The organism is Deltaproteobacteria bacterium (assembly GCA_016208165.1).
Taxonomy (GTDB): Bacteria; Desulfobacterota; Desulfarculia; order JACQYL01; family JACQYL01; genus JACQYL01.
Genome location: JACQYL010000058.1, coordinates 34,189 through 55,336, shown reverse-complemented (window position 1 = coordinate 55,336; position 21,148 = coordinate 34,189). Strand labels below are relative to the sequence as shown.

Here is a 21,148-nt window from a genome sequence, read left to right as displayed (position 1 = left end):
AAGCCCTCGTCGACGCGACAAAGATATTTCGAACCACGAACAGCTCAAACCAGTCTTTTTCGGGAATCTGAGACCATGGACGGATCGGAAGACAGATACATCATAGGCATTGACCTTGGAACGACCAATTCAGCCCTTTCTTTTGTCAGACCCGAAGGAATGGACCAGGATCGTCCGCCCATCGAGCTGTTTCGTGTCCCGCAACTGGTGGATGCAGGCATGGTTTCGACGGAGCAAGTATTGCCCTCGTTCCTGTATCTGTCGGGCGGACATGAGTTGCCCAAAGGGGCCACCTCCTTACCATGGCGACAGGATTCGTCACAGGCGGTTGGAATTTTCGCGAGAGAGCAAGGCGCGCGCGTACCCGGACGTCTGGTCGCTTCGGCCAAATCCTGGTTGTGTCATGGGGACGTAGACCGACTGGCCCCCATATTGCCCTGGGGGGCGGATCCGGCGATCGCCAAGGTATCTCCCGTGGATGCTTCGGCCTCCTATCTGGAGCATTTGAAGGCGGCCTGGAACCATACGTTTGCCGCTCGTGAGGAGGAGATGCTCCTCGAGAACCAGGACATCATACTGACGGTGCCGGCTTCCTTCGACGAAGCGGCGAGGGAACTGACCGTCACCGCGGCTCGCAAAGCGGGTCTCCACCGGGTTACGCTTATCGAGGAACCGCTGGCCGCGTTCTATTCGTGGCTACGGGAACACGAGCAGGATTGGAGCAATCACATCCGTCCGGGTGAGGCTGTCCTGGTGTGCGACGTGGGGGGCGGCACGACCGACTTCTCCCTGATCACGTTACGGGAAGCCGACGGAAGCCCCCGTTTCGAGCGTCTGGCTGTCAGCGATCACATGATGCTGGGAGGCGACAACATGGATCTGGCCCTGGCCAGATCGGTGGAACACAAGCTGACCGGCAAGGTGGGCAGTCTGGACTCGACCCGGTGGCAGGCCCTGGTTCATCAGTGTCGCCAGGCCAAGGAGGCGATCTTGGAAGGGCGGGAAGAACGCATTAAGGTCGTCGTGGCCGGCACGGGCCAGAAGCTGATCGCCGGGACCTTGTCGGACACTCTCACGAAAGAGCAGGTCGAGCGGATTCTCGTGGAGGGTTTTTTCCCCCTCGTCAAGGAAGGACGCGAACAAGAGGATCACAGAAAGGGGATCACCGAGTTCGGGCTTCCATACGCCAAGGAGCCGGCCATAACGGTCCATCTGTGGAGGTTCCTATTAAAGCACACCGCTGAATTCAAAGACACCATCGGCAGGTCCGAACCCTACCCCGACCTGATTATGTTCAATGGAGGCGTGTTCCGGTCCGCCGTGCTGCGTGACCGAGTAATGGAAGCGGTTCGAAGCTGGTTCCGGGAAACGGCGGACCCGGAATGGGATTTTCGGACGCTGCCCAATCCCAACCCGGATCTGGCCGTAGCCCTGGGCGCCTCCTACTATGGAATGGTCCGGCGGGGAAGGGGGGTGCGTGTAGGCAGCGGAAGCCCTCGCGCCTATTTTCTGGGCCTGGATTCGGAAGCCGGAGATCATCCGTTTCCGCGGCGGGACACGAAGGCCCTGTGCATCTTGGAACGGGGTGTGGACGAGGGCAAACAGTTTGTTATCACGCAGCACGAATTTCAGGTCTTGGCCAACCAGCCGGTGCGTTTCGACTTGTTCAGCTCGACGGCCCGGTCCGGAGATCGGCTCGGCGATCTGGTCGAGGTGTCGCCCGACGACCTGACACAACTCCCGCCGCTGCATACGGTCATACGCTTCGGGAAAAAGGCGGGAGAAACCGCGGTTCCCGTGCTGGTGGAAGTGACGTACACGGAGATCGGGACACTGGAGTTGAGATGCCGCACAGCGTCCGGCTCGAACAGTTGGCGCCTCCAATTCGATCTGCGGGGCGTCCCGAAGGACCAGACCGTTGACGCCGGGGAAACGCTGGACGAAGCCCGCATCGAAAAAGCGGTTTCCCTTATTTCTGATGCGTTCGGACAAAGCAGTTCCGGGAGCGCGAATCCGGAGAAGCTGGTGCGTGAATTAGAGGAGGCCATCGAACTGGAGAAGGAGTCCATTCCAGGTCCGGCCTTGAGGCGCTTGGGAGATGCGATTCTCAAGATCGATGACGGTCGAGGTCCGAGCCCATTGCATGAAGCGCGCTGGCTGAACCTGTTGGGTTTTTGTATTCGGCCGGGATTCGGGGATCCCCTGGATGAATGGCGGATCGGGCGAGTGTGGAAACTGTTCGGACGAGGCCTGCGATTCCCCAAGGACGCCCAGTGCAGGGTGGAGTGGTGGATACTGTGGCGCAGGGCTTCGGGCGGTTTGAGCGCCGGCCAACAGAAGTATTTGTATCAGCAGTTGTCTCCCCATCTACTGGTTGGAACGAAGAAGCCCAAAGAGAAGATCCGATTGAACCCTCAGGAACTGCTGGAAATGTGGCGCACTGCCGCCAATCTGGAACGGCTGCCGGCCGATATCAGAGGAGAGCTTGGAGGGAGCTTGCTGGCGGGACTCACCCCAAAGAAAAATAGCCCGCACGATTGGTGGGTCCTCTCGAGGCTGGGCGCGAGGATTCCGTTCTATGGCCCCTTGGATCGCGTGGTTTCCAAAGAGGAGGTTTCCGACTGGGTTGCATGGATGATCGGGCAGACCTGGAGAAATCCGGATCCCGTGGCGCGCGCCGTATGTCGGTTGGCCCGCCTGGTGGGCGACCGGGAAAGGGATTTGCCCGAAAAGGTGTTGGACTCAGCCCGGGCCTGGATGAATCGGGAGCAGATCAATCACAGATACATACATCCACTCGAGGAGATCGTCTCCCCGGACGCGGAAGAGGATTCGCTGGTGTTCGGCGAGTCGTTACCGTCCGGGATTCAACTGCGGGGCGTCTGATGTCGTGTGCAATGTTGGGGCGTTTGAACGAATCATGCTTTCCCATCTCGATTTCTTCGCAACAACAACACCGCGACGTTACCCGTTTTTACCGCAATCAAAACCGCGGCGCAGCCCGACACACCCACCACCGGGACTAGAAGCGATCCCGTGACGAGTGCGCCCACCAATGCGCCGCCATGGTCCCATGCTTCGAGGTCCGAAGCGGCCGAGGCTACGGCCCGGGCCCCCGAATCGGCGCCGAGCCGGTAGGAAAACACCAGCGGAAACTGGGCTCCGGCCAGCGCTCCCGCGGCCGTCACCAGGAACCACAGGAGCGGACCGCCCAGCAGGTCCAAAGGCAGCAGCGCGAGGGAGACCAGGCCGGTCAGGCCCATGTCCAGCCACAGGATCGGCCGGCGGGTGGAACCGTTTCGACGGGACCGGTTCAGGGCCGCTACAGCTCCGACGCCCAGCCCCAGCATAAACAGGGCCGTTACCAGGCCCACCTCCTCGTACAGAGCGCCTTTCCGAGTTTGATACACGAACAGGAGTATCATCTCGAACGACATGGCGCACAGTCCGGTGGAGAAAATGGTGCTGCAGGCCGCGCCGTTTCGTCCGCCTTTGAACACGAGAACCCCGACGGCGAGTGTCAGTGCGATGAGAAAAAAAGGCCGGATGTCGGGAAGTGACTTCAGCGACGCCAGAAACTCGACGGACCTTTGGCGCCCCGCCTGTTTCTGACGGATCGTCATCTGGTTCAGCACGACTTGGGGCCGATCGTCCGTGTTGAGATCGGTATCCGTGTCCTTTTCCAGAACGTCTTCGAGCAGGCGTTTTCGGCTGGATGAAAAAACCATCATGAAGGATTCGGGAAAGAAAAAAGGACTCGAGACGCCCAGTCTTTGGTACCGATCGGCCAAGGCCCTGGGATCGTCCATGAGAACGCCTTCCGTCTTGGCCGAGAAGAAGCGAACCGACGGTTCGGACGTGAACCGGACGTCTTTAAAGACGGATTTCAATGTGTAGAAAACGGAACGGAACAGCGCGCCCGTTTCGGCCCCCAGATAGGTCCCGCTTACGTTGATCGGGGTTACAAAAACCCCTTTCGGACTCAGCGCATCGGACACATCCTCATAGAATTCGCGGGTAAACACACGTCCCAGGAGGATCGAGTCGGGGGAAGGATACTCGAGCCAAATCAGGTCGTATCGATCCGCGGTGGAGCGGACAAAGGCCCTTGGATCGCCGATGACCGGACGGCATTCAGGACGGCTCAGATCCGAACGCATGCCGGGGTCCAGATGACGCGTCACCACGTTCACCAGGGTCGGATCCATTTCCAATACCGTAATCCGTTCTATCGGGAGTTTGAGAAAGGAATGCAGCAGGGCGCCGGGTCCGTTCCCGATCAGCAGGATCTTCCGAGGCGCATCGGCCACCGTGTACACGAGATGCGCCTCTTCGTCGAACAGGCTGGGGTTCGGGAACGAGTAAAAATAGGCGCCATTCCCGAACAGGCTGTATTCGCCGCCCCGCTCGCCCAGCCCGATATGCTGATAGGGCGAATCCACGGACACCCGCCTTTCCAGGCCGGGGTGCAAGGACCGCCAGCGCCGCTCGGCGAGCCTTTCCTGGAATCGTTGGGGCATGGAAGTCCCGACCGCGACGACCAGGAGGATGGAAAGGAGCGCCCACCCGAGTATTTTAAGGATAAAAGAACCGCGCGTCAGGGCTACCAGCAGCATCAGCGACAGCCAAAGGCAGCCCAAGGCCACGTCGATCCCGCTGACACGCCTCACCAGAAAGAAGGTGAACAGGAACAGCCCCGAGACGGATCCCAGCGTTTCCAGAACGTAGACGGCGCCCCCGCTTACCGCTTTCCGCCGAATATGGGCCCCGTAAACGTCCGTAGCCAGCACGAATACCGCTCCGACCAGGAATCCCACGGGGGCTGTTAAGCCCGTTACGATGGCGAGGTTCGACCAAAGGTCCGGAACTTCGCCGGGCGAAGCCGAAGTGAACGCCCGCGCAGTGTAGGTTAGGCTCAGGACGCCGGTCAGGAGCGCGGGTAGCCCCACGATCCCGCCTATATAAAACAACTCCGATCGGCCGGCGGGCAATCGACGGGCCGAGGCCGCGCCTGCAAAGATGCCCAAGAACCACGACGCGAACAATACCCCCAGGGTGACCGTGGGGGGAAACTTTTGAAAGCGTTTCCCCCCGTAGAGCCCCCTCCTGAACGTCTCAGGCAGGCGCCACCCCTCGACAAGCTCAGGGCAGGCTCCTGCGGGAGGCGCTTACCTGACGATCGTCGGGCGGATTCCAGATTCCCGGAATGCGTGTTCCGCAGTGCGGGCACGTTCCGTCGCTTTTCAGGCGTACTTCTACTCCATACAGTCCGGATCGTCGGACGACCATTTCCTGACAGTGATGGCAAAAGGTATGGTTCCACTTGTGACCCGGAACATTGCCTACGTAAGCATAATGAATCCCGCATTGTCCGGCGATGTCGTGAATCCGTTCCAGGGTGGCGACGGGGGTGCCGGGCAGATTCTGAATCTTGTAGGAAGGATAGAAACGGGTGAAATGCATGGGCACGTCGGGTCCGAGCCGATCTACCACCCAGGAGCACATGTCACGGATCTCCTGGTCGCCGTCGTTCTGCCCGGGCAGGATCAGAACCACGATCTCGAACCATTTATCCATACGGCGAAGCAATTCGAGCGTGTCCAGAACCGGTTTCAACCCGCCCCTGCAAAAGTCCCTGTAAAAGGTGTCGGTAAAGGCTTTCAGATCGATCTTCACGGCGCTCAGGTGCGGGATCAGGGCTTCCATGGGCTCTTTTTGGATGTAGCCGTTCGAGATCATGACCGAATGGATGCCGAAGGCCCGGCCTCTGACCGCGCAGTCGAACATATACTCGTAGAAAACGACCGGCTCGGTGTAGGTGTATGCGATGGAAGGGATGTTGTATCGCGCAGCCGCCTGGACCAGGTCTTCGGGGAAGGCGGGAAAGCACTCTACCTGTTCGGGTCGGAACTGTGAAATCTGCCAATTCTGGCAAAACTTGCATTCAATGTTGCAGCCGGGCGTGGCTACTGAAAGGGACCTGGCGCCCGGAAGGAAGTGGTACAACGGTTTCTTTTCGATGGGATCGTTGTGCAGCGCGCATGCTCGTCCGTAAACCATGGTCACATAGGAACCCGAACGGTTCTCGCGCACTCCGCAGAAACCCCGTTCTTTGTCGATAATGCGGCACACACGGGGACACAAACGGCATTCCACCTTACCGTCGTCCAGTTTCTGATAGAACCGCGCTTCCTTCACGTACAGCTCCGGATTGACGCCTCCCTCCTTCTTGAACGAGAAATCGAAATCGTCCTGGGCCGACGCGGGATCAAAGGAGAGCATAGCGGATGCGGCTCCGCACAGACCCAACTTCATCACTTGCCTTCGAGTCAAATGCATCCTCATCGCTTTGCACAGTTCCAATGGATCAGGTTGCGACCCGAGATATCCCGGGAAACAGTGGCGCCGTCGGTGACAATGCAGTCGCGAATTTGGACTCCCGCGTCTACACGTACGCCGTTCCACAGGAGAGAATCGGCGATATGACAGCCGCGCCCGAGAACGGCGTCCTGACCCACGCACGCCCAGCCCTCGAAGGTCACCCCGTTTTGCGGCCAAGTTTTACCATAAGGAAAAGTCAGCCCGCGGCCGGGGGCCATGTTGAATTTGGGACGTCGCCGGCCACACAGCAATTCCTTATGTACTCGTCGATAATCGTCCAGGCTGCCCAGATCCTCCCAGTACAGGTCGCTGCTTATGAAGGCGTGTATAGGCGCCCCCCGGTCGATCAATGTCCGATACACGCTGATGATATCCACTTTTCCTTCGGGTATGTCCGCCAGCAAATCTCGCTCGATGAGATGGATTCCGGTAAAAGCGAGAAGCCTCGAGTCTTTCACACCGGCCGTGGACCGGCCGGCAAAGGCGGTGATGCGGTCGCCCGAAACCGAAACGGAGTTGAAACGGGGCAGGTCGTGCAATGCCAATGTCGCCGGCGCACCGCTTCGAACATGGCTGGACGCCATCGCGCCCAGGTCCAGATCGGTGACTACGTCCGCGTTCATCACCAGGAAGGGGCCGTCCCCGGCAAGATGGCGCGCGCAGTTTTTAATGCCTCCTCCGGTGCCCAGAATGACCGGTTCATGTATCAGAGTCACATCCGCTCGATCTCGAAGCGAGCGGTTTGTGTAGTCCCTGATACACTCCCATAGATGGTGGGCATTCACGGCCGCCGAGCGGATTCCTGAACTGAAAAGATAGTCCAACACCCAATCCAGCAGCGGGCGGTTCAACAAAGGCACCAATGGCTTTGGCCGCACGAGGCTCAACGGCTTCAGGCGCTCGCCGTAGCCGGCGGCCAGTACAATGGCGTTTTCCACGGCGCCCTCCGGCTCGGCTTTCAACGAAGAACCCCTTTCGCGAATGTTGACTGGAGCTTGCAACGAACCACCCGAGCTAACCGTCTCGTCCCATCCTCTTCACAAACACCTCGACCGCTCTGGATATTTGCCTGCGGACGAACGTTTCCCGGTCGTTAGGGTACGTGTTCAGGTATTCCGTATAGTTGGGGTTGTCCTCGGTCACGTCCGGGAAGCGCGGGGCAAAGGATGCCTTGATGTCCGAACATCCGAGAACGAGCTGGAGTATGCTGTAGACTTCGCCGGGGAAATGGGCCACCCAGCCGAGACGCCGCATGCATTCGAAACGAACCTGGTCCAGAAGAAAGAGGGAAGCGTCGAGGACTTTCATCTTCGACTGGCTGTCCATATAGTAAAACTTGGCTCTGTGCCCGAAGTCGAAGGCGCCCATAATGAGATCGTAAATCAGATTCTGGCTCTCCTGACCGGGCTTGATCAGCACGGACAGGGTCTTATCGGAAAGCTCGGAAAGCCTCGTTTGAGCTGAAAAACGCTCGTGAAACCGTTTCTCCCACCGCGCGAAGGCGCGATGAGCGGCTACGTCTTCTTTGTAGCGTTTGAGGTGAATGATGGTGGCCAAGACGCGGTTACCTCACCTGTCCGTGATCGTGTATGAACTTCTCCGACCCTACTGCTCGAACGGTACGATTCATCCACATACTAAGCGAAAAGCAGGAGTATTTAAAAAGCAAAGCTTGCCGCGAATCGCATCCACGGGTTTTGCTCGCAGCACGGACCGACAGCGGTCCGAGTTACACCGATTCCAGGAGGATGTCCTGGTCCTCGGAGCTGATGCTTGTGAAGGCGGCGCCCAGGCGAACCATTCCGTTGTCCAGTCGTACGCAATAGACCACTTCGCATTGAGCTTCCACTATGTGCTCCCCGACTCCGATATCCATGATCAGTTTGGCGCCCGGAGGGATCTCCTGCGCCATTTCGATTGCGATTCCGCCCCGGCTTACATCCAGAGTTCGACCTACGTTGAAACCGGGAAGAGGAGTCCGATTTTCTCCGTCCGCGGAGAACAGGTAAATGGCTTCGATTCGAACAGACCTGCGCTTTTCATCCATGAGTAAACGTTCCCATCGTTAAAAAGTAAACTCCAGCGAGCGAATCGTCCGGGATTCGGGAGAATAGACGGCAAAAACCGGAGAGATTCAGCATCTTCGTTTACAATATCATACAAGCAATAAGGGACAAAACAAAATCCCTTTCCAAGATCCGGGCGCCCGGAAACCAGGATCGGAGACAATGGTGAATTTACCCTTTTCCAAAGTCATAACGCCCTGCGCAAATTCAACACTTCTTCCAGCACAGTGCGTTTGCTCAGAATTTCGTCGAACAATGCCCACTGCCGGGTCATACGATGAAGGTTGTGTTCCGATCTGCTCGAATAGCGCGAAGGATCCCAGGAAAAGAAGGTTTCCTCGAAGTAGTCGATCAAGTACCGGACGCCCAGCTCCAGAAAAATGAGAGGCAAAGCGTGTAAAAGAGCCGCTGTTTCCTCTCGCGTCCAGCTCGGGGCCGTCTCCCTGTAGCCCCGCCAGGCGGCGTCGAACAGGCTCTGGTCAAAACGACGTCCTTCCGGCCCGTCCTTTTTCCCGCACCAGGAACGAAACGCATCCGCCATTTCAACAGGATAGGCTCCCAGCATAAACGTGTCAAAATCGAGGAGGGCGCAAGGTCGCCCTTCCTGATCCCACAGGAAGTTGGATACCTTCAGGTCGCCATGAATGGGACGTTTCGGGAGTTCCTTGCTTGGGAGGTACTTGGGCACTTCCTGACGGAAACGTTCGATGAAGCCCGCCACCGGTGTTGCCTTTGGCGGATCCTTGCGAGCCGTATCCAGCAGTTTTTGAACCAGGAACGCCGGGTCGTGAAAGCCTTCCAGATGAAATTGCGGAACGTAGTCGATGTCTTTCAATACCGAATGCAATCGGCCCGTCATGATACCGGCTTCGAACGCCATGGAAGGGGAGGTCAGCGTTTCCCGAACGTGTCCGGGCATCCTCCGCATAACGCGATACACACCGGAAGCGTCGCTATAAAACGGCTCCCTCCGATCCGTCAGGAAGATCTCGGGAGCCGGGAATCCGGCCCCGATCAGGTGAGCCGTTACGGCATAGGCGTCCAGGGCGGTTAGATGGTTGAAAGGCGGTTTCAGCTCCTGGATCACGAACCAGCCCCGGCTTGTCCGAGCCAGAAAGGTCTCGTGTATCTTGCCGCCCCGGGCGAGTTCCAACTGAAGCGGTTCCCCGAGCCGGAATCGGTCGAATATATGCTTAAGGCGTTCGGGATTCATGCATGCCACGTCGTAGCCGGTGCTGAGCGACGCACCTCTTTAGAAAGCGTCTATTTCCGGTTGCGGTGCGATAGCGGCGCAACCCGCTTAGAAGATTTTGGAAAGGGTCTGGGGGAAACCTTTTTCAAAAGGTTTCCCCAGGCTCGGTCTCAATGTGCCCAGTATATTAGGCTTGAGTCGGTACCTCAAGTTCTCGTATAGTAAATCTTTACGACTTTCCCGGTAGCGGACGGCGTATTTCTTCTAAGTTCCACAAGGACGTCGTATGACACCCGTATGTGAAATCATAACCATTGGGAATGAGCTGTTGTTAGGGCAGATCGTGGACACCAACGCGTCCTGGCTCGGGCAGACGCTCAGCGACGCCGGCGTCGCCGTTACCTATCATACCACGGTTGGGGATCGGCTCAAGGCCATTGTCGAGGTCATGCGATCGTCGCTGGCGCGGGCCGACGTCGCGCTGTGCACGGGTGGAATAGGACCCACGGAAGACGACCTGACGAGGCAGGCCGCCGCAGAGGTGGCGGGTGTACCGCTGGAATTCAGGCAGGATCTCATGGACGAGATCGAAGCGTTGTTTCGCCGCATGGGTTTTCGAATGCCGGAAAACAACCGGAAGCAGGCTTACATACCCCAAGGGTCCATTCCTATTCACAATCCCATGGGCACGGCGCCCGGCTTTTGCCTGGAACTGAACGGGAAACTGCTGGTGGCGCTGCCTGGCGTGCCGAGAGAGCTGAAATTTCTTACCAAAGAGGCGGTGCTCCCCATGTTGAAAGAGCGGTTCGCCCTCGGGGAAAAGACCATTCGATCCCGGATTCTCAAAGTAACGGGATTGGGCGAGAGCGCCGTAGACCGCCAGATCGGCGACCTCATGGACGAGGGAGCGAACCCGTCCGTGGGACTGCTGGCTTCTCCGGGAGACATTCGCATCGTGATCAAAGCGGTGGCGGATAGCCCGCGGGAAGCGGACGCGCTGATGGACTCCACGGAGACGGAGATCCGCGGACGGCTGGGCAGACTGATTTACGGCACGGGCGACGATACCCTCGAGGACGCCGTCGAGGAACTCCTGCGCCGCCGCCGGCGGACCTTGGCCCTGTTGGACACGGTGACCGGGGGCGCCGTGTCGGTGCGGCTGACCCGCATCCCTTCCACCCAACTGAAGCAGGCTCTGATTCTCGGGTCGCCGGACGGGGCCCGCGATCTCCTGAGCGCTCCCGGCTGGACATTCGATTCCGAGGAAATATCGGCTCGCGCGGACGCCGAAGCACTCGCGCGGCATATCGCGGAACGATCGGGAGCCGACCTGGGGGTCGCCGTACTCGGCTTACCGCAAGCCCACAAAAGGGAGTTGAAAGTCGATCTGGCTCTTGGCGTATGGGGACCTGAACAGAGCCGGAGCACCTACTATTCGATCGGCGGCGACAGGGTTACCCTATATGAACGATGCGCCATCATAGCGCTGGACAATGTACGGAAATGGCTGCTGGGAGTGCAGCCTTAGGAGGTTTGATGAACAGGGCCAGATCCATCGGCGATCGCTTGACCCTTTTGGAGTTCCGTCTCGAACGGCCCGGATATGAGGGCTTTTTCGGAAGCTATGTGTATCGCGGTCTTTTGAATCTGTTGGTGGACGTGGGACCGGCGGCCTCGGTCTCCCAACTCCTGGACTTCCTTCGCACGGAGGGCGTCCATCATGTGGACGCGGTGTTGCTGACCCATATCCATCTGGATCATGCCGGCGGGCTAAGTGCGGTGGTAGATGCTTTTCCGGAGGTCCGGGTGGTGTGCCACGGGAAAGCGATCCCGTATCTGGTGGACCCCGATCCGTTATGGGAAGCCAGTCTGAAAACCCTCGGGGACGTGGCTCGGGTGTACGGCAAGCCGGAGCCGATCGAGGAGAGTCGCCTGACACCACATACGGAAGCGGATATCGAGGGACTCACCATCGTGGATACCCCCGGACACGCCCCGCATCATCTCTCGCACATTTTCGACGGTCTCATGTTCACCGGTGAGGCCGCTGGTGTACACTTGCCCGAGGAGGATCCTTTCTACCTGAGACCCGCGACTCCGCCCAAGTTTTTTCTCGAAAAGGCGGTGGCCAGCATTGACAAACTGGCGGCCCAGGGCGAGAAGAGGCTGTGTTACGGGCATTTCGGTACGGCCGAATCTTCCACCGCCATGTTGGCCGCTCACAGGGAACAACTGATGCTGTGGCGGGATCTGCTGGATGACGAACGGCGCCGCGCGCCGGAAGACGATTTGTACGAATCGTGCTACAGGCGGCTGCGGAGGGATGACCCGAGGTTGGCCTGTCTTTCCCAGATGGATCCCGCAAGGCGGGAACGGGAACGCTTTTTCATACTGAACAGCATCAAAGGTTATTTAGGCTACCTGGAGCAGTGACCGGTCAAGGCTCCGGCCGTTGCGCGGTTCCTATGTTGGTTTCCAAACAAGAAAAGGATTGACAAAAACTCAAAAATTTCTAAATTGCACGTAACGGCGGTGTAGCTCAGCTGGTCAGAGCATGCGGCTCATATCCGCAGTGTCCGGGGTTCAAGTCCCTGCACCGCCACCACCCATCTCACTAATTTCAGAAGCTGAGAATTCAATCCGTTCATTCTGTCCTTGTTCCTCGGTCCCCAAAACTCCATTTGAATCCGTAAAAACCGCCGCTCCTACGGCTACTTCGGAGGGAAGCATCATGCAGTGCATGATGGATCACATCGTTTTGAACGTGGAAGACGACGAGACCATGATCGTGTTCTATTCCAAGGTACTCACGCTTTCGACGGAACGTCTGGAGGAATACCGCGCAGGGAAGGCGCCGTTTCCGTCCGTCCGGCTGAATGCGGACACGATCATCGACCTGTTTCCGACGAAGATGTGGGAGAAAAGCGCGCGGTCGGGACCGGGGCGTGAGAACCTGAATCACTTCTGTATGGCTTTAACCAAGGCGGCGTGGGACGAGTTGTTGGAGCGACTTCGGGCCAACCATGTCTCGATCGAGGAAGGACCGGTTCCGCGTTGGGGCGCCCACGGTACCGGTCCGTCCATCTATTTTCGAGATCCGGAAGGCAATTTGATCGAAGCGCGGCATTATCAGGGCCACCATGATTCGGAGAACTGCCTCCTCGGGTCTTGAGCAGGCTGGTGGAGGTCCGAGGAACTCCGTCTGTTGGGTGCTTATGGAAGTCTCCGTCCGGTCACAAGAAAGAGCTCCAAGCCTAACCGGACCATGCGATGGCGACGGAGTCCCGGACCGCTACTTTTCTTTTCCCTGCTTCAGCATGGCTTCGAGAGCCGGTTGATCCGGCCCGACAAACGGTTCTTCTTCCGGCACGGCCTCGAGATAGTCGAGCAGTTCGGCGGTCACACCATGGGCGGGGGGGAGATGGCCGCTGAGGATAACGCTTGGCGATAGTTCGCGTAGAACGTCGAGCGACCCTGCAAATAGCTTTCTGTTTACCGAGTGCAGCCAGGGCGAGTCCACCTTTGTCCAGGTGGTCAAGCCTTCCTTCAGCCGTTCGGATCCAATGTCGGCCGCGTCAAACGCCGGCTCGGACAGGAGCGCGCCAAAGCAATCCGCACAGAAAAGCGCTCCGGATTTGACGTCGTAAAAGCCGGTGGTTTCGGGCGCATCGTAGGTGGGCGGTTTCAGCGCGACGAGGGTTCGGTCCCCCACATCGATCTTTTGGCCCGGATTCAGAAAATACGCCCGATCCAAGGGTATGGGCTGAAACAGGCTCATTTTCCCGGCCGCGAGAAAAGTGGTGATGACGCGTAGTTTGGGGGCCGCATCGAGGATGCGTTGCAGGCTCCCGATGTGGTCCGGATCGGCGTGCGTGAGCCATAACCACCGGAGATCCTCGAGATCGATGACCTTCGCCAGCTGATTCATGAAGTCGTCGCTCAACGGCGCCAGGCCCGTGTCCACCAGCACAGGTTCGGCCCCCTGGACCAGGAAAGCGTTTATCGCAAGGATCCCGAACCCCGGTATGGGAAAATAGGCGGGTAATACCGTTGTATCGGGCGCGGCCCGATACGGTTCGAACGCCGTGGGTTTATCTACGGATTTCATGCCCCTGATTTCCTTTTTTCTTGTGTGGCGCGTGGTCCATCGGCCATGGTCCCAGTGTGGCCGATCGGTCTAAGACGAACTCGACGCGGTGCGCCCGGCATCGTGTTCCCCTTTTTCATTATCCGGCCGTTTCTCAGGCGGTCTCGTTCGGATGCCAGCGGGACATGTGCGCCGCGTGTGTATTCAGATAGACGCCGGGCTTGTAGAACCGGTCGTAGAACTCAAGGTCCAGATGGTGCGCCTGCAAGTAGGTGATCAGAAAGATCGAAGGCACTGTGCCCGGAAACTTCCCGAAGGTGTCGAGTATGTACTGCGCCTGAAGCGCCACGCACTCCCGGAACCCCTCGTCATGGACCTGGGCCGAGGATCTGACTTTCCTCGAGTCCTTCCACGGACCCGGCGTATCCGGATGAAAAGGCCCGCCCGGGCCGAATTTCCTCTCACAAACGGCTTCCACGGCGGCGCGCATGTCCGCATAGTGAGGAGGACAGAATCCCTCCAGAACGCCGTCGAGACCCGTGGGATTCGGATACGGCCACGCTTCGTTTTTATCGTAGCGAAATCCGAGACCGGGCGCATGGGGATCGCCGCTCGCGCCCAGCACGGCGAAGGGGTCCAGACCGTTGAACATCCAACCGCCCAGACCCATGGCCTGAAGCATCAGGGCCCCGGCGTAACAGCTCGTCGCGAGTTCCGCGGTAAGCTCGGCCATGGACCACTGTTCCACGAAGGTCAGGGGCCAGACATTGTTCGCATCCACTATGTCGTTAAACTTCTCGATGCCCGGAATGGACCGCCCGTTGACATCGTCCTTCAACACCAGGCCGTTTTGGAGCATGTAGCAAAGATTGAGCAGCACGTGCTGGGCCAGATCTCCCACGGGGATGACGAGCAGCGTGCCCGGATGATTGACGACCCACGTGTTATGGGCTTCCGTATACGGAACCTCGGGGGGAATGCCCAGGCGCCCGTTCCGTATCTTCCTGATTGCGCCACGTAGGGCCTGCATCAACGTTTCCAGGTCAAGGGAACCGTCCTGGTTTCGTTCCGCAAAAGGCGGAGCGTCCCGGGCCTCCAACACGTAGACCCCCTTGTCGTCCGTAAAAAAGGTCTTGCTCGTGTGAAACCCCGCGGCCGAGGGAAACGTCCGCCCCCCGGCCGCCCCTGCGTAGTTGGACAAATACGGGGCGTATATTTGGCCCCGGTAAATCATATTATGCCAACTGGTGTTGCCGCCGCACGCAGTTACAACCAGCAGCGTTTCAAGCTCGGAGAGCGGCAGGTGTTTGTGTTTCGACTTGTAGGCGAAAACTCCGTCCGGAATCTCACCGCCCATGAAAAACCTGCGGGAACGCCGGCCGAGCAGCGCTTCGATAAAACCAAAAGTAGTCAAGTCCTGGAAACCAGGCGGAAACTCTTTCGCGGTCATGCTATCCCCCGTGACGCTCTTTATGGGGCACACCCCCCGTTCTCCATCGAGCACGAGACAACACCATTGGCCTGAGGCCGGACATAGGCTGAACCGGCCTCTTCGTTAATACACCGGAACCATTGAATAGCCTCTAGCCTCATAACCGATCTCCGAAATCCAACCGTTTCCCACGTGCTTGATTTCGGATTGAATCGATTTCGGATCCACCTTGAAGACATGCGCGGCAAAGAGACACACTTCAAAATCGATGCCGTCCTTGGCCATCTTGGAAATGGTGTCCGCCAGCTCCTTGAGGTCCTTCTGTTCTTCGGCGCTGAATTCGGCCTGGTTACTGGAGATCAGCTTGACCGAACTCCCCATGAAAACTACCACGAAAACCGGGTTTTTCTTCATGTCCGCAAGCTGCTTGTACGTGTCGTGAAGCAGCTTCATGTGTACGAGTGCGGATTTTGGAACGCCGTCTCTGAAGTCGAACATGGCCTGGACGTTATCCACTCCCTTCATGGCCTCGTATTCCTGAGCCGATCCGATTGAAACGGTTGACCAGACCAGGAACAACGCCACTACGTACAGTACGGCTAGGTTTCTTCGCTTTGTTTCCATTTTTTCGCCTCCCTGTTTTGGAATACTTCGTTGTTAAAAAATACGCTTGTGTTTGCCGTGTGCGCTTTCACGCTTTTTCCGCTTTTGATGGGACGCTTTTGGCCAATGGCGCGAGGGCCCGGCCCACGCGTTCGCGCTGTGTTTCCGTTGTCAGGCGTCCGAAAAGCTCCTGAAATCGAGGATGCTCGACTCCGGAAAAGATGTATTGCCAACGATAGGCCCCCAGGACCGTACTCTTAATTCGGGCGATTTGGTCGTCGCTGAACGTGCGTCGTGTATTCGCGATGAAGTAACCGGCGTCGGATTCACTCTGTTTCTTTAAAATGCCGTCCACCGCCCCCACCAGCTCGATCACTTCGTCGACGGCCTTGTCCCGTTCCTCGGGAGTCAACTTTTTGTCCACGCGCGGCCATTCGAGGGCATCCAGGAACGCGTGTTGCGCCTCTTCCTTCCAATGATACAGGAATACATCCTTGTAGAGCTCGGACAGATTCTCTTCGGGCTCGATGCTCTGCTTGTAATGTTCCTGGGTAAAGAGTTCGATTTCATAGATGATTGTCATAACGGCCCAGGTCGACTTTTCGAGGACCGCAGCCGCAATTTCGTTGGGGTCCCACGGGAACCTGTACCCCGGAGGCATGCCGGCGGCCATCATGGTTTCCAGGCGGCGGAACAACTCCTGGTGTTTCAACTCCTCGTCGGAAAAACGCACCAGGGCCTCGAGGGCCACCTGATCCCCCAGCCAATGGTCGCGGGTGATTTCGAGGATCTTGGCCACGATGAAGCGCTCGACAAATCCAAACATGTTCGAATATGTCCTTCCCTGAATCCGGCTGAGAAACCTCTGCTCGTCATCGTTCAGGAATTCGAGTCGATCCACTTTCGAGATGCCGTCCGGAAGGAATTTTTTCGAGAAATCGAAATCTCTTCCCCGAATAACGTCCTTCTCGATATCCCAGCGGATCCTTTTGGACCCGGCAATGCTCCTGGCATACTGTTCGGTCTCGACGCGATAATCCGGCGTACTCATGTGCTCCTCCCACGCGTTAGGCTCAATCCGTGTTCAGATTAAAAACGCTCTGACAGTCACCACCTCTCTCGATCTCAAGGCAGAGTTCTTGAGACCGGAGGAAGGAATGAAACGCCCCTCCCTCCATCTCGCCATGGTTAGCAGGCTGTCGAAAAACGCGATCTGCGGTGTTGCGCTTCATCCCTCGTCACTGCGACGTACTCTATGTACGCCTTTCCTCGGGATTTGCGCGCCTTGCATCTCATCGTTTTTCAACGGCCTGTTAGGTTTCCAGATGAACGCTGACCGGCGCCGACTTGGTAATCGTGTTAAACACCGGCGAGTATTTCTGCGCCATCCTGACGAGTTCTTCCTTGTCTTCGTCTGAAATATCCGCGTCGATCTTGAAATACACCCGGATCTCGCTGTACCCTACCGGCACATATTCCGACAGACCCAGAAATCCTCTCAGATCGATGTCACCCTCGTATCTGGATTCCACTCCCTTCACCGTGATGCCCCTTGCCGCCGCGTGGGCGACCAGGCTGGTGGTCAGACAACCCGACAAGGCCACCAGGAGGTATTCCACCGGATTGGTTCCGTAATTATTACCCAGGAGTACGGGCGGCTCATCCAGATCAAAGGCCGTTTCCTGTCGAGAACGATCTTCTTTCCCGGCCCCGTAAAAGTCCTCCACGGTTGCCCTGCTGTGGGTTCCCGCCAGCCACTTGTTTTTTGCCCGGAATTTAAATTTGGCTACCTCGGGCTTTTCCTTGATAAGATCGATGGTGCTGAAAAGCATATCCGTATCGATGCCGTTCACTAGTACGGTTTTTTCTTCAGTGGCTTCCATTCTTAGCACCTCCTAACCTTGGCTCCAGGGCTTTCGCTCGACTATGGATGCTCAAACATCGATCGAAGCCCATGACAACCACTCAATCTAAGCCATATACAAAGCATGGATCGTGCCAAACTGGCCAAACCATATTTCATTAATAATATCTGAATATTAGCTTCAATATACAAGGAGACGGGATATCGCGAGATTTCGTTAGTAGCGAGATATGGAGATAAAATAGCGAGATTTCGATAGGAAGTCCTACCGGAATACGTTCTTCGAGCGTGTCAGGTCATGCCGGCCGTTTGATTCCAAGCGCCTTCATGCGCGAATTCAGTGTCGAGGGAGGCATCCCGAGGGTGCGGGCCGCTCCTTCCTTTCCGGATACTCGCCACTGACTCGCCTCGAGGGCGCGAAGAACGTTTTCCCGTTCGATCCGGCGCATGTGTTCGACCGTGAGCACGTCCCGGCCGGACGGTTCCGAACCATCCGTTTCTTGCGCCACGGGGACCGATGACGCTTCCGGCGCGAGTTGAACGCCGTCGATGACGCCCTTCCGTGATGTGATGACCGCCCGTTCGATCGCGTTTTGAAGCTCCCGCACGTTTCCGGGCCAGTCATAGTCCTTCAATCGTTGAAGACATTCCTCGGACAGGGGTTCGATCCACCGGCCCATTTTCTCGGCGAAACGTTGTGCAAAGAAGGATGCGAGCAGGGCGACGTCGTTTCCCCGGTCTCTAAGGGGAGGCACTTTGATGGGAAAGACGCTTAGCCGGTAGTACAGATCCATGCGAAAGCTTCCTTCCTGCACGGCTTTCCAAAGGTCCCGGTTTGTTGCGGCAATAACCCGTATGTCCACCCTGCGTGTCTTGGAACTGCCTACGGTTTCAAACTCCCCTTCCTGAACCACGCGCAGCAGTTTGGTTTGCATGTCCCTGGGCAATTCACCGATCTCATCGAGGAAAACGGTTCCTCCGTCCGCCAGGCTCAGCCGCCCCTCGCGGGACCGGGTGGCGCCGGTGAAGGCTCCTTTCTCGTGGCCGAAGAGCTCACTTTCGATGAGGGTGGGAGGAATGGAGGCGCAGTCGATTTTGATCAGCGGTTTTCGGCTTCTGGCGCCGGCGGAATGGATGGCGCGTGCGATGAGTTCCTTTCCGGTCCCGGTTTCTCCAAGAATCAATACGGTCGCATCCGTGGAGGACACCAGGTCAACCTGTTTCAGCACCTTTTTGATGGCAGTGCTCTCACCCAGAATCTGGTCGAAATTCCGGCTTACTTTGATTTCCTCCAGGAGGTATGTGTTCTCGTCGATGAGCCGATTCTTGAGTGTTTCGAGGGCCTGGTTTGCTTCCAGGAGTTTCTCCTCGGCTTTCTTGCTCTTTGTCACATCCACCAGGCATAAAATGAGCCCTATTACAGCGCCCTTGGGGCCTTTAACCGGAAAGAGGCTCCAATCCCAGTAGGTCACCCCCCGTTCAGGATGTTCGGGGTATTCGAACGGTTTAGCGGACGCGATGTAGGTCTCTCCCGAATCGACGACCTTTCGGAATATGGCGTGGTTCTCTTCGTTCGGAAAAAGATCGAAGTGGTTCTTGCCGGGGAAGAAATCCGGACTTCGGCCGTCGGCTTCCGCATACGCGCGGTTTACCCGGATGAAATCGAAATCCGTATTCAGGTAGGCCACCAGGAAATGCATATTCGAGAATATGATCTCCAACAGCTCGTTCTTTTCCTGCAGCAGCGCTTTCCGCTTTCTGAGTTCGGCCGTGCGCTCCCTTACACGGATCTCGAGTTCGTCTCTCGCCCGGCGTAGCTCTTCCTCGGCTTCCCTGCGGGCCGTGATATCCAGAAACGTGCCGATGAATTGACATACGGATCCGTCCCCATCGCGGGAGAACACCGAATCCCGGGAAAGACACCAGATCCAGCTTCCATCGGATCGTCTGAAACGGTATTCGATCTCCAGAATGTCATCATCTCGAGCGCGGCTGATCGCCTCCACATGAGCGGCCACCTTTGTGTGGTCATCCTCGTGGAAAAGCGACTTGAATGTAGTGTGGGCCAGGCTGTTGAAATGCTCGATCGTGTATCCGGTGATTCTCGTGTATTCGGGATTGATGAAAATATTGAATTTCTTTTTCAGATCGTAGATATAGAGCCCGTTCAGGGAGGACGTCAGCACCTTGTTCGCGAACTTCTCGCTCTTTCGAAGCGCTTCCTGAGCCTCCTTTCGTTCGGTGATGTCACGGTTGCTTCCCCTGACTCCTAGGTACCTTCCCTCCTTGTCAAATACAGGCCTGCATGCATGGCTGATCCACACGGTCCGACCGTCTTTGTGGATGACCCGCAACTCGATTTCGCCCATCTGTCTGTGTTCTTCCACTTCACCCCAGTGAGCCTCGAAAACCGGTACGTCGTCCGGGTGAATGATGCGGGTGCCCAACCGGGGGTCTTCAATAAATTCGTTCGGCTCGTAACCCGTTATGCGCAGGGCTGCCGGAGAAACGTACAGATACCGCCCGTTGGGACCGAGCCAGAACTCCCAATCGTAGGTATTCTCCGCAAGGATCTGATACATCGTTTTGTAGTCACAAAACATCTTTTCGTGCATCACGTCCTCTGGAACGCCCATCCTGACTCCCTACTCGACATCCGGCGGAATCACGCCGAACCCAGTCGTTGCAAGCGGACAAAAACAGACAACCGTCAAAGCGGCATCCGAATTGGAGCGACGAACAGAACTTCCGGCCAACATCGATTCGGAATGACGGTGATAACAGCCGGCGGATCGGCAGGCTTGCCTTGACGCCTGATACGGATCCGGATACAAATTTTCTTTTGATGGAAAAGTGTAGGCAAACTCGGACCGGCATGTCAAGCGGGCTCGGAAAGGCCTCCCAAACGAAGGGCGACGGCGTGATCATGAAACTAGAGGTGCAATGCGGATGGATGAAGCCAGGCTCATAGAGAAGCTAATCCTCATCGAGGCCCTGTTCTCCGGCGCGACGACCGAGGGCGAGAGGGTTGCGGCGGAGCGGGCCAGGCAGCGAATTATGGAGCGGCTCCGAAGCCGGGAAAGGGAGGAGCCGGCTATCGAGTACCGGTTCTCCATGGGCGACCTGTGGTCGCGCAAGGTGTTCGTCGCCCTTCTTCGCCGGTACGGGATCCGGCCTTACCGGTACAAGGGCCAGCGCTATACAACGGTCATGGCCAGGGTGCCGAAGAAATTCGTCGACGAGACGCTGTGGCCCGAATTCCAGGAGTTTTCCGACACGCTGCGGCTATACCTGTCCGAAGTGACCGAGCGCGTGGTTTCCCGGGTCATCCACCAGGACAGCTCGGAAGCCGACGTTGTGGATGAACCGCTGACGCTTCCTTTTGACGGCGACGGCCGCGGTTCAGGGTCCGCGGCATATTCGGCGCCTCCGGACCCGCCGCCGAGAGGGGAAAACCCGACCCCGCAACAAGACGGCTCGAAGCCTTCCGGCAATCGGTCGAAAGGCTCGCTCAAACGTAAGA

At 57.5% G+C, this 21,148-nt stretch carries 16 protein-coding genes, 1 tRNA gene and 1 pseudogene; 6 read left to right on the top strand and 12 right to left on the bottom strand.

The features are described 5' to 3' along the window. Positions 1-75 precede the first annotated feature (75 nt). Positions 76-2,886, top strand: a complete 2,811-nt coding sequence (locus tag HY788_12815; protein MBI4775037.1) for a hsp70 family protein — start codon at positions 76-78, stop codon at positions 2,884-2,886. 32 nt (positions 2,887-2,918) lie between these two features. Here the strand turns inward: HY788_12815 and HY788_12810 are convergent, their stop codons facing one another. From HY788_12810 to HY788_12785, 6 genes are all read right to left on the bottom strand, one after another. Then, positions 2,919-4,949 carry a hypothetical protein gene (locus tag HY788_12810; GenBank protein ID MBI4775036.1) on the bottom strand — a complete coding sequence of 677 codons (2,031 nt, stop codon included), beginning with the start codon at positions 4,947-4,949 and terminating at the stop codon, positions 2,919-2,921. Positions 4,950-5,142: 193 nt separating this feature from the next. Beyond that, the gene (gene amrS, locus HY788_12805) at positions 5,143-6,333 is read right to left on the bottom strand and encodes an AmmeMemoRadiSam system radical SAM enzyme (GenBank protein MBI4775035.1); all 1,191 of its coding nucleotides are present in this window, start codon (positions 6,331-6,333) and stop codon (positions 5,143-5,145) included. 8 nt (positions 6,334-6,341) lie between these two features. Continuing rightward, on the bottom strand, positions 6,342-7,343 hold the full coding sequence (locus tag HY788_12800; protein ID MBI4775034.1) for an NDP-sugar synthase: 1,002 nt from the start codon (positions 7,341-7,343) through the stop codon (positions 6,342-6,344). A gap of 52 nt (positions 7,344-7,395) precedes the next feature. Then, positions 7,396-7,938, bottom strand: a complete 543-nt coding sequence (locus HY788_12795) for a hypothetical protein (protein MBI4775033.1) — start codon at positions 7,936-7,938, stop codon at positions 7,396-7,398. Positions 7,939-8,110: 172 nt separating this feature from the next. Continuing rightward, positions 8,111-8,428, bottom strand: coding sequence for a PilZ domain-containing protein (locus HY788_12790; GenBank protein ID MBI4775032.1), 318 nt, complete (start codon positions 8,426-8,428; stop codon positions 8,111-8,113). Positions 8,429-8,634: 206 nt separating this feature from the next. Then, entirely contained in the window at positions 8,635-9,660 is a 1,026-nt protein-coding gene (locus HY788_12785; protein MBI4775031.1) for an aminoglycoside phosphotransferase family protein, read from the bottom strand. Between the two features lie 265 nt (positions 9,661-9,925). Between HY788_12785 and HY788_12780 the strand changes: the two genes are divergently transcribed. The 4 genes from HY788_12780 (at position 9,926) to HY788_12765 (ending at position 12,811) form a co-directional block, all read left to right on the top strand. Next, on the top strand, positions 9,926-11,167 hold the full coding sequence (locus HY788_12780) for a CinA family nicotinamide mononucleotide deamidase-related protein (protein MBI4775030.1): 1,242 nt from the start codon (positions 9,926-9,928) through the stop codon (positions 11,165-11,167). Between the two features lie 8 nt (positions 11,168-11,175). Beyond that, positions 11,176-12,072: an MBL fold metallo-hydrolase gene (locus HY788_12775; GenBank protein ID MBI4775029.1), complete on the top strand. Its 897-nt coding sequence runs from the start codon at positions 11,176-11,178 to the stop codon at positions 12,070-12,072. A gap of 95 nt (positions 12,073-12,167) precedes the next feature. Further along, a tRNA-Met gene (locus HY788_12770) sits at positions 12,168-12,244 on the top strand. A 126-nt stretch (positions 12,245-12,370) separates the two neighbouring features. Then, on the top strand, positions 12,371-12,811 hold the full coding sequence (locus HY788_12765; protein MBI4775028.1) for a VOC family protein: 441 nt from the start codon (positions 12,371-12,373) through the stop codon (positions 12,809-12,811). Positions 12,812-12,931: 120 nt separating this feature from the next. On the opposite strand, the gene HY788_12760 is transcribed toward HY788_12765, so the two are convergent. The 6 genes from HY788_12760 to HY788_12735 form a co-directional block, all read right to left on the bottom strand. Continuing rightward, positions 12,932-13,747 (bottom strand): MBL fold metallo-hydrolase, encoded by an 816-nt coding sequence (locus HY788_12760; GenBank protein MBI4775027.1) that lies wholly within the window; start codon positions 13,745-13,747, stop codon positions 12,932-12,934. A 133-nt stretch (positions 13,748-13,880) separates the two neighbouring features. Further along, entirely contained in the window at positions 13,881-15,176 is a 1,296-nt protein-coding gene (locus tag HY788_12755; GenBank protein MBI4775026.1) for a hypothetical protein, read from the bottom strand. Between the two features lie 105 nt (positions 15,177-15,281). Beyond that, positions 15,282-15,782, bottom strand: a complete 501-nt coding sequence (locus tag HY788_12750; GenBank protein MBI4775025.1) for a DsrE family protein — start codon at positions 15,780-15,782, stop codon at positions 15,282-15,284. Positions 15,783-15,849: 67 nt separating this feature from the next. Beyond that, positions 15,850-16,812 (bottom strand): hypothetical protein, encoded by a 963-nt coding sequence (locus HY788_12745; protein MBI4775024.1) that lies wholly within the window; start codon positions 16,810-16,812, stop codon positions 15,850-15,852. 262 nt (positions 16,813-17,074) lie between these two features. Continuing rightward, positions 17,075-17,644, bottom strand: coding sequence for an OsmC family protein (locus HY788_12740; protein MBI4775023.1), 570 nt, complete (start codon positions 17,642-17,644; stop codon positions 17,075-17,077). Between the two features lie 277 nt (positions 17,645-17,921). Beyond that, entirely contained in the window at positions 17,922-20,261 is a 2,340-nt protein-coding gene (locus tag HY788_12735; GenBank protein MBI4775022.1) for a sigma 54-interacting transcriptional regulator, read from the bottom strand. Between the two features lie 307 nt (positions 20,262-20,568). Between HY788_12735 and HY788_12730 the strand changes: the two are divergent. Continuing rightward, a pseudogene (locus tag HY788_12730) lies at positions 20,569-20,976 on the top strand (hypothetical protein). Positions 20,977-21,148: the final 172 nt, after the last annotated feature.

Bases quoted from the DNA above. Each gene is read 5' to 3' on its own strand.
- HY788_12815 (MBI4775037.1), top strand. From the start codon at position 76: ATGGACGGATCGGAAGACAGATACATCATAGGCATTGACCTTGGAACG.
- HY788_12790 (MBI4775032.1), bottom strand. From the start codon at position 8,428: ATGGATGAAAAGCGCAGGTCTGTTCGAATCGAAGCCATTTACCTGTTC.
- HY788_12785 (MBI4775031.1), bottom strand. From the start codon at position 9,660: ATGAATCCCGAACGCCTTAAGCATATATTCGACCGATTCCGGCTCGGG.
- HY788_12780 (MBI4775030.1), top strand. From the start codon at position 9,926: ATGACACCCGTATGTGAAATCATAACCATTGGGAATGAGCTGTTGTTA.
- HY788_12775 (MBI4775029.1), top strand. From the start codon at position 11,176: ATGAACAGGGCCAGATCCATCGGCGATCGCTTGACCCTTTTGGAGTTC.
- HY788_12765 (MBI4775028.1), top strand. From the start codon at position 12,371: ATGCAGTGCATGATGGATCACATCGTTTTGAACGTGGAAGACGACGAG.
- HY788_12760 (MBI4775027.1), bottom strand. From the start codon at position 13,747: ATGAAATCCGTAGATAAACCCACGGCGTTCGAACCGTATCGGGCCGCG.
- HY788_12755 (MBI4775026.1), bottom strand. From the start codon at position 15,176: ATGACCGCGAAAGAGTTTCCGCCTGGTTTCCAGGACTTGACTACTTTT.
- HY788_12750 (MBI4775025.1), bottom strand. From the start codon at position 15,782: ATGGAAACAAAGCGAAGAAACCTAGCCGTACTGTACGTAGTGGCGTTG.
- HY788_12745 (MBI4775024.1), bottom strand. From the start codon at position 16,812: ATGAGTACGCCGGATTATCGCGTCGAGACCGAACAGTATGCCAGGAGC.
- HY788_12740 (MBI4775023.1), bottom strand. From the start codon at position 17,644: ATGGAAGCCACTGAAGAAAAAACCGTACTAGTGAACGGCATCGATACG.
- HY788_12735 (MBI4775022.1), bottom strand. From the start codon at position 20,261: ATGGGCGTTCCAGAGGACGTGATGCACGAAAAGATGTTTTGTGACTAC.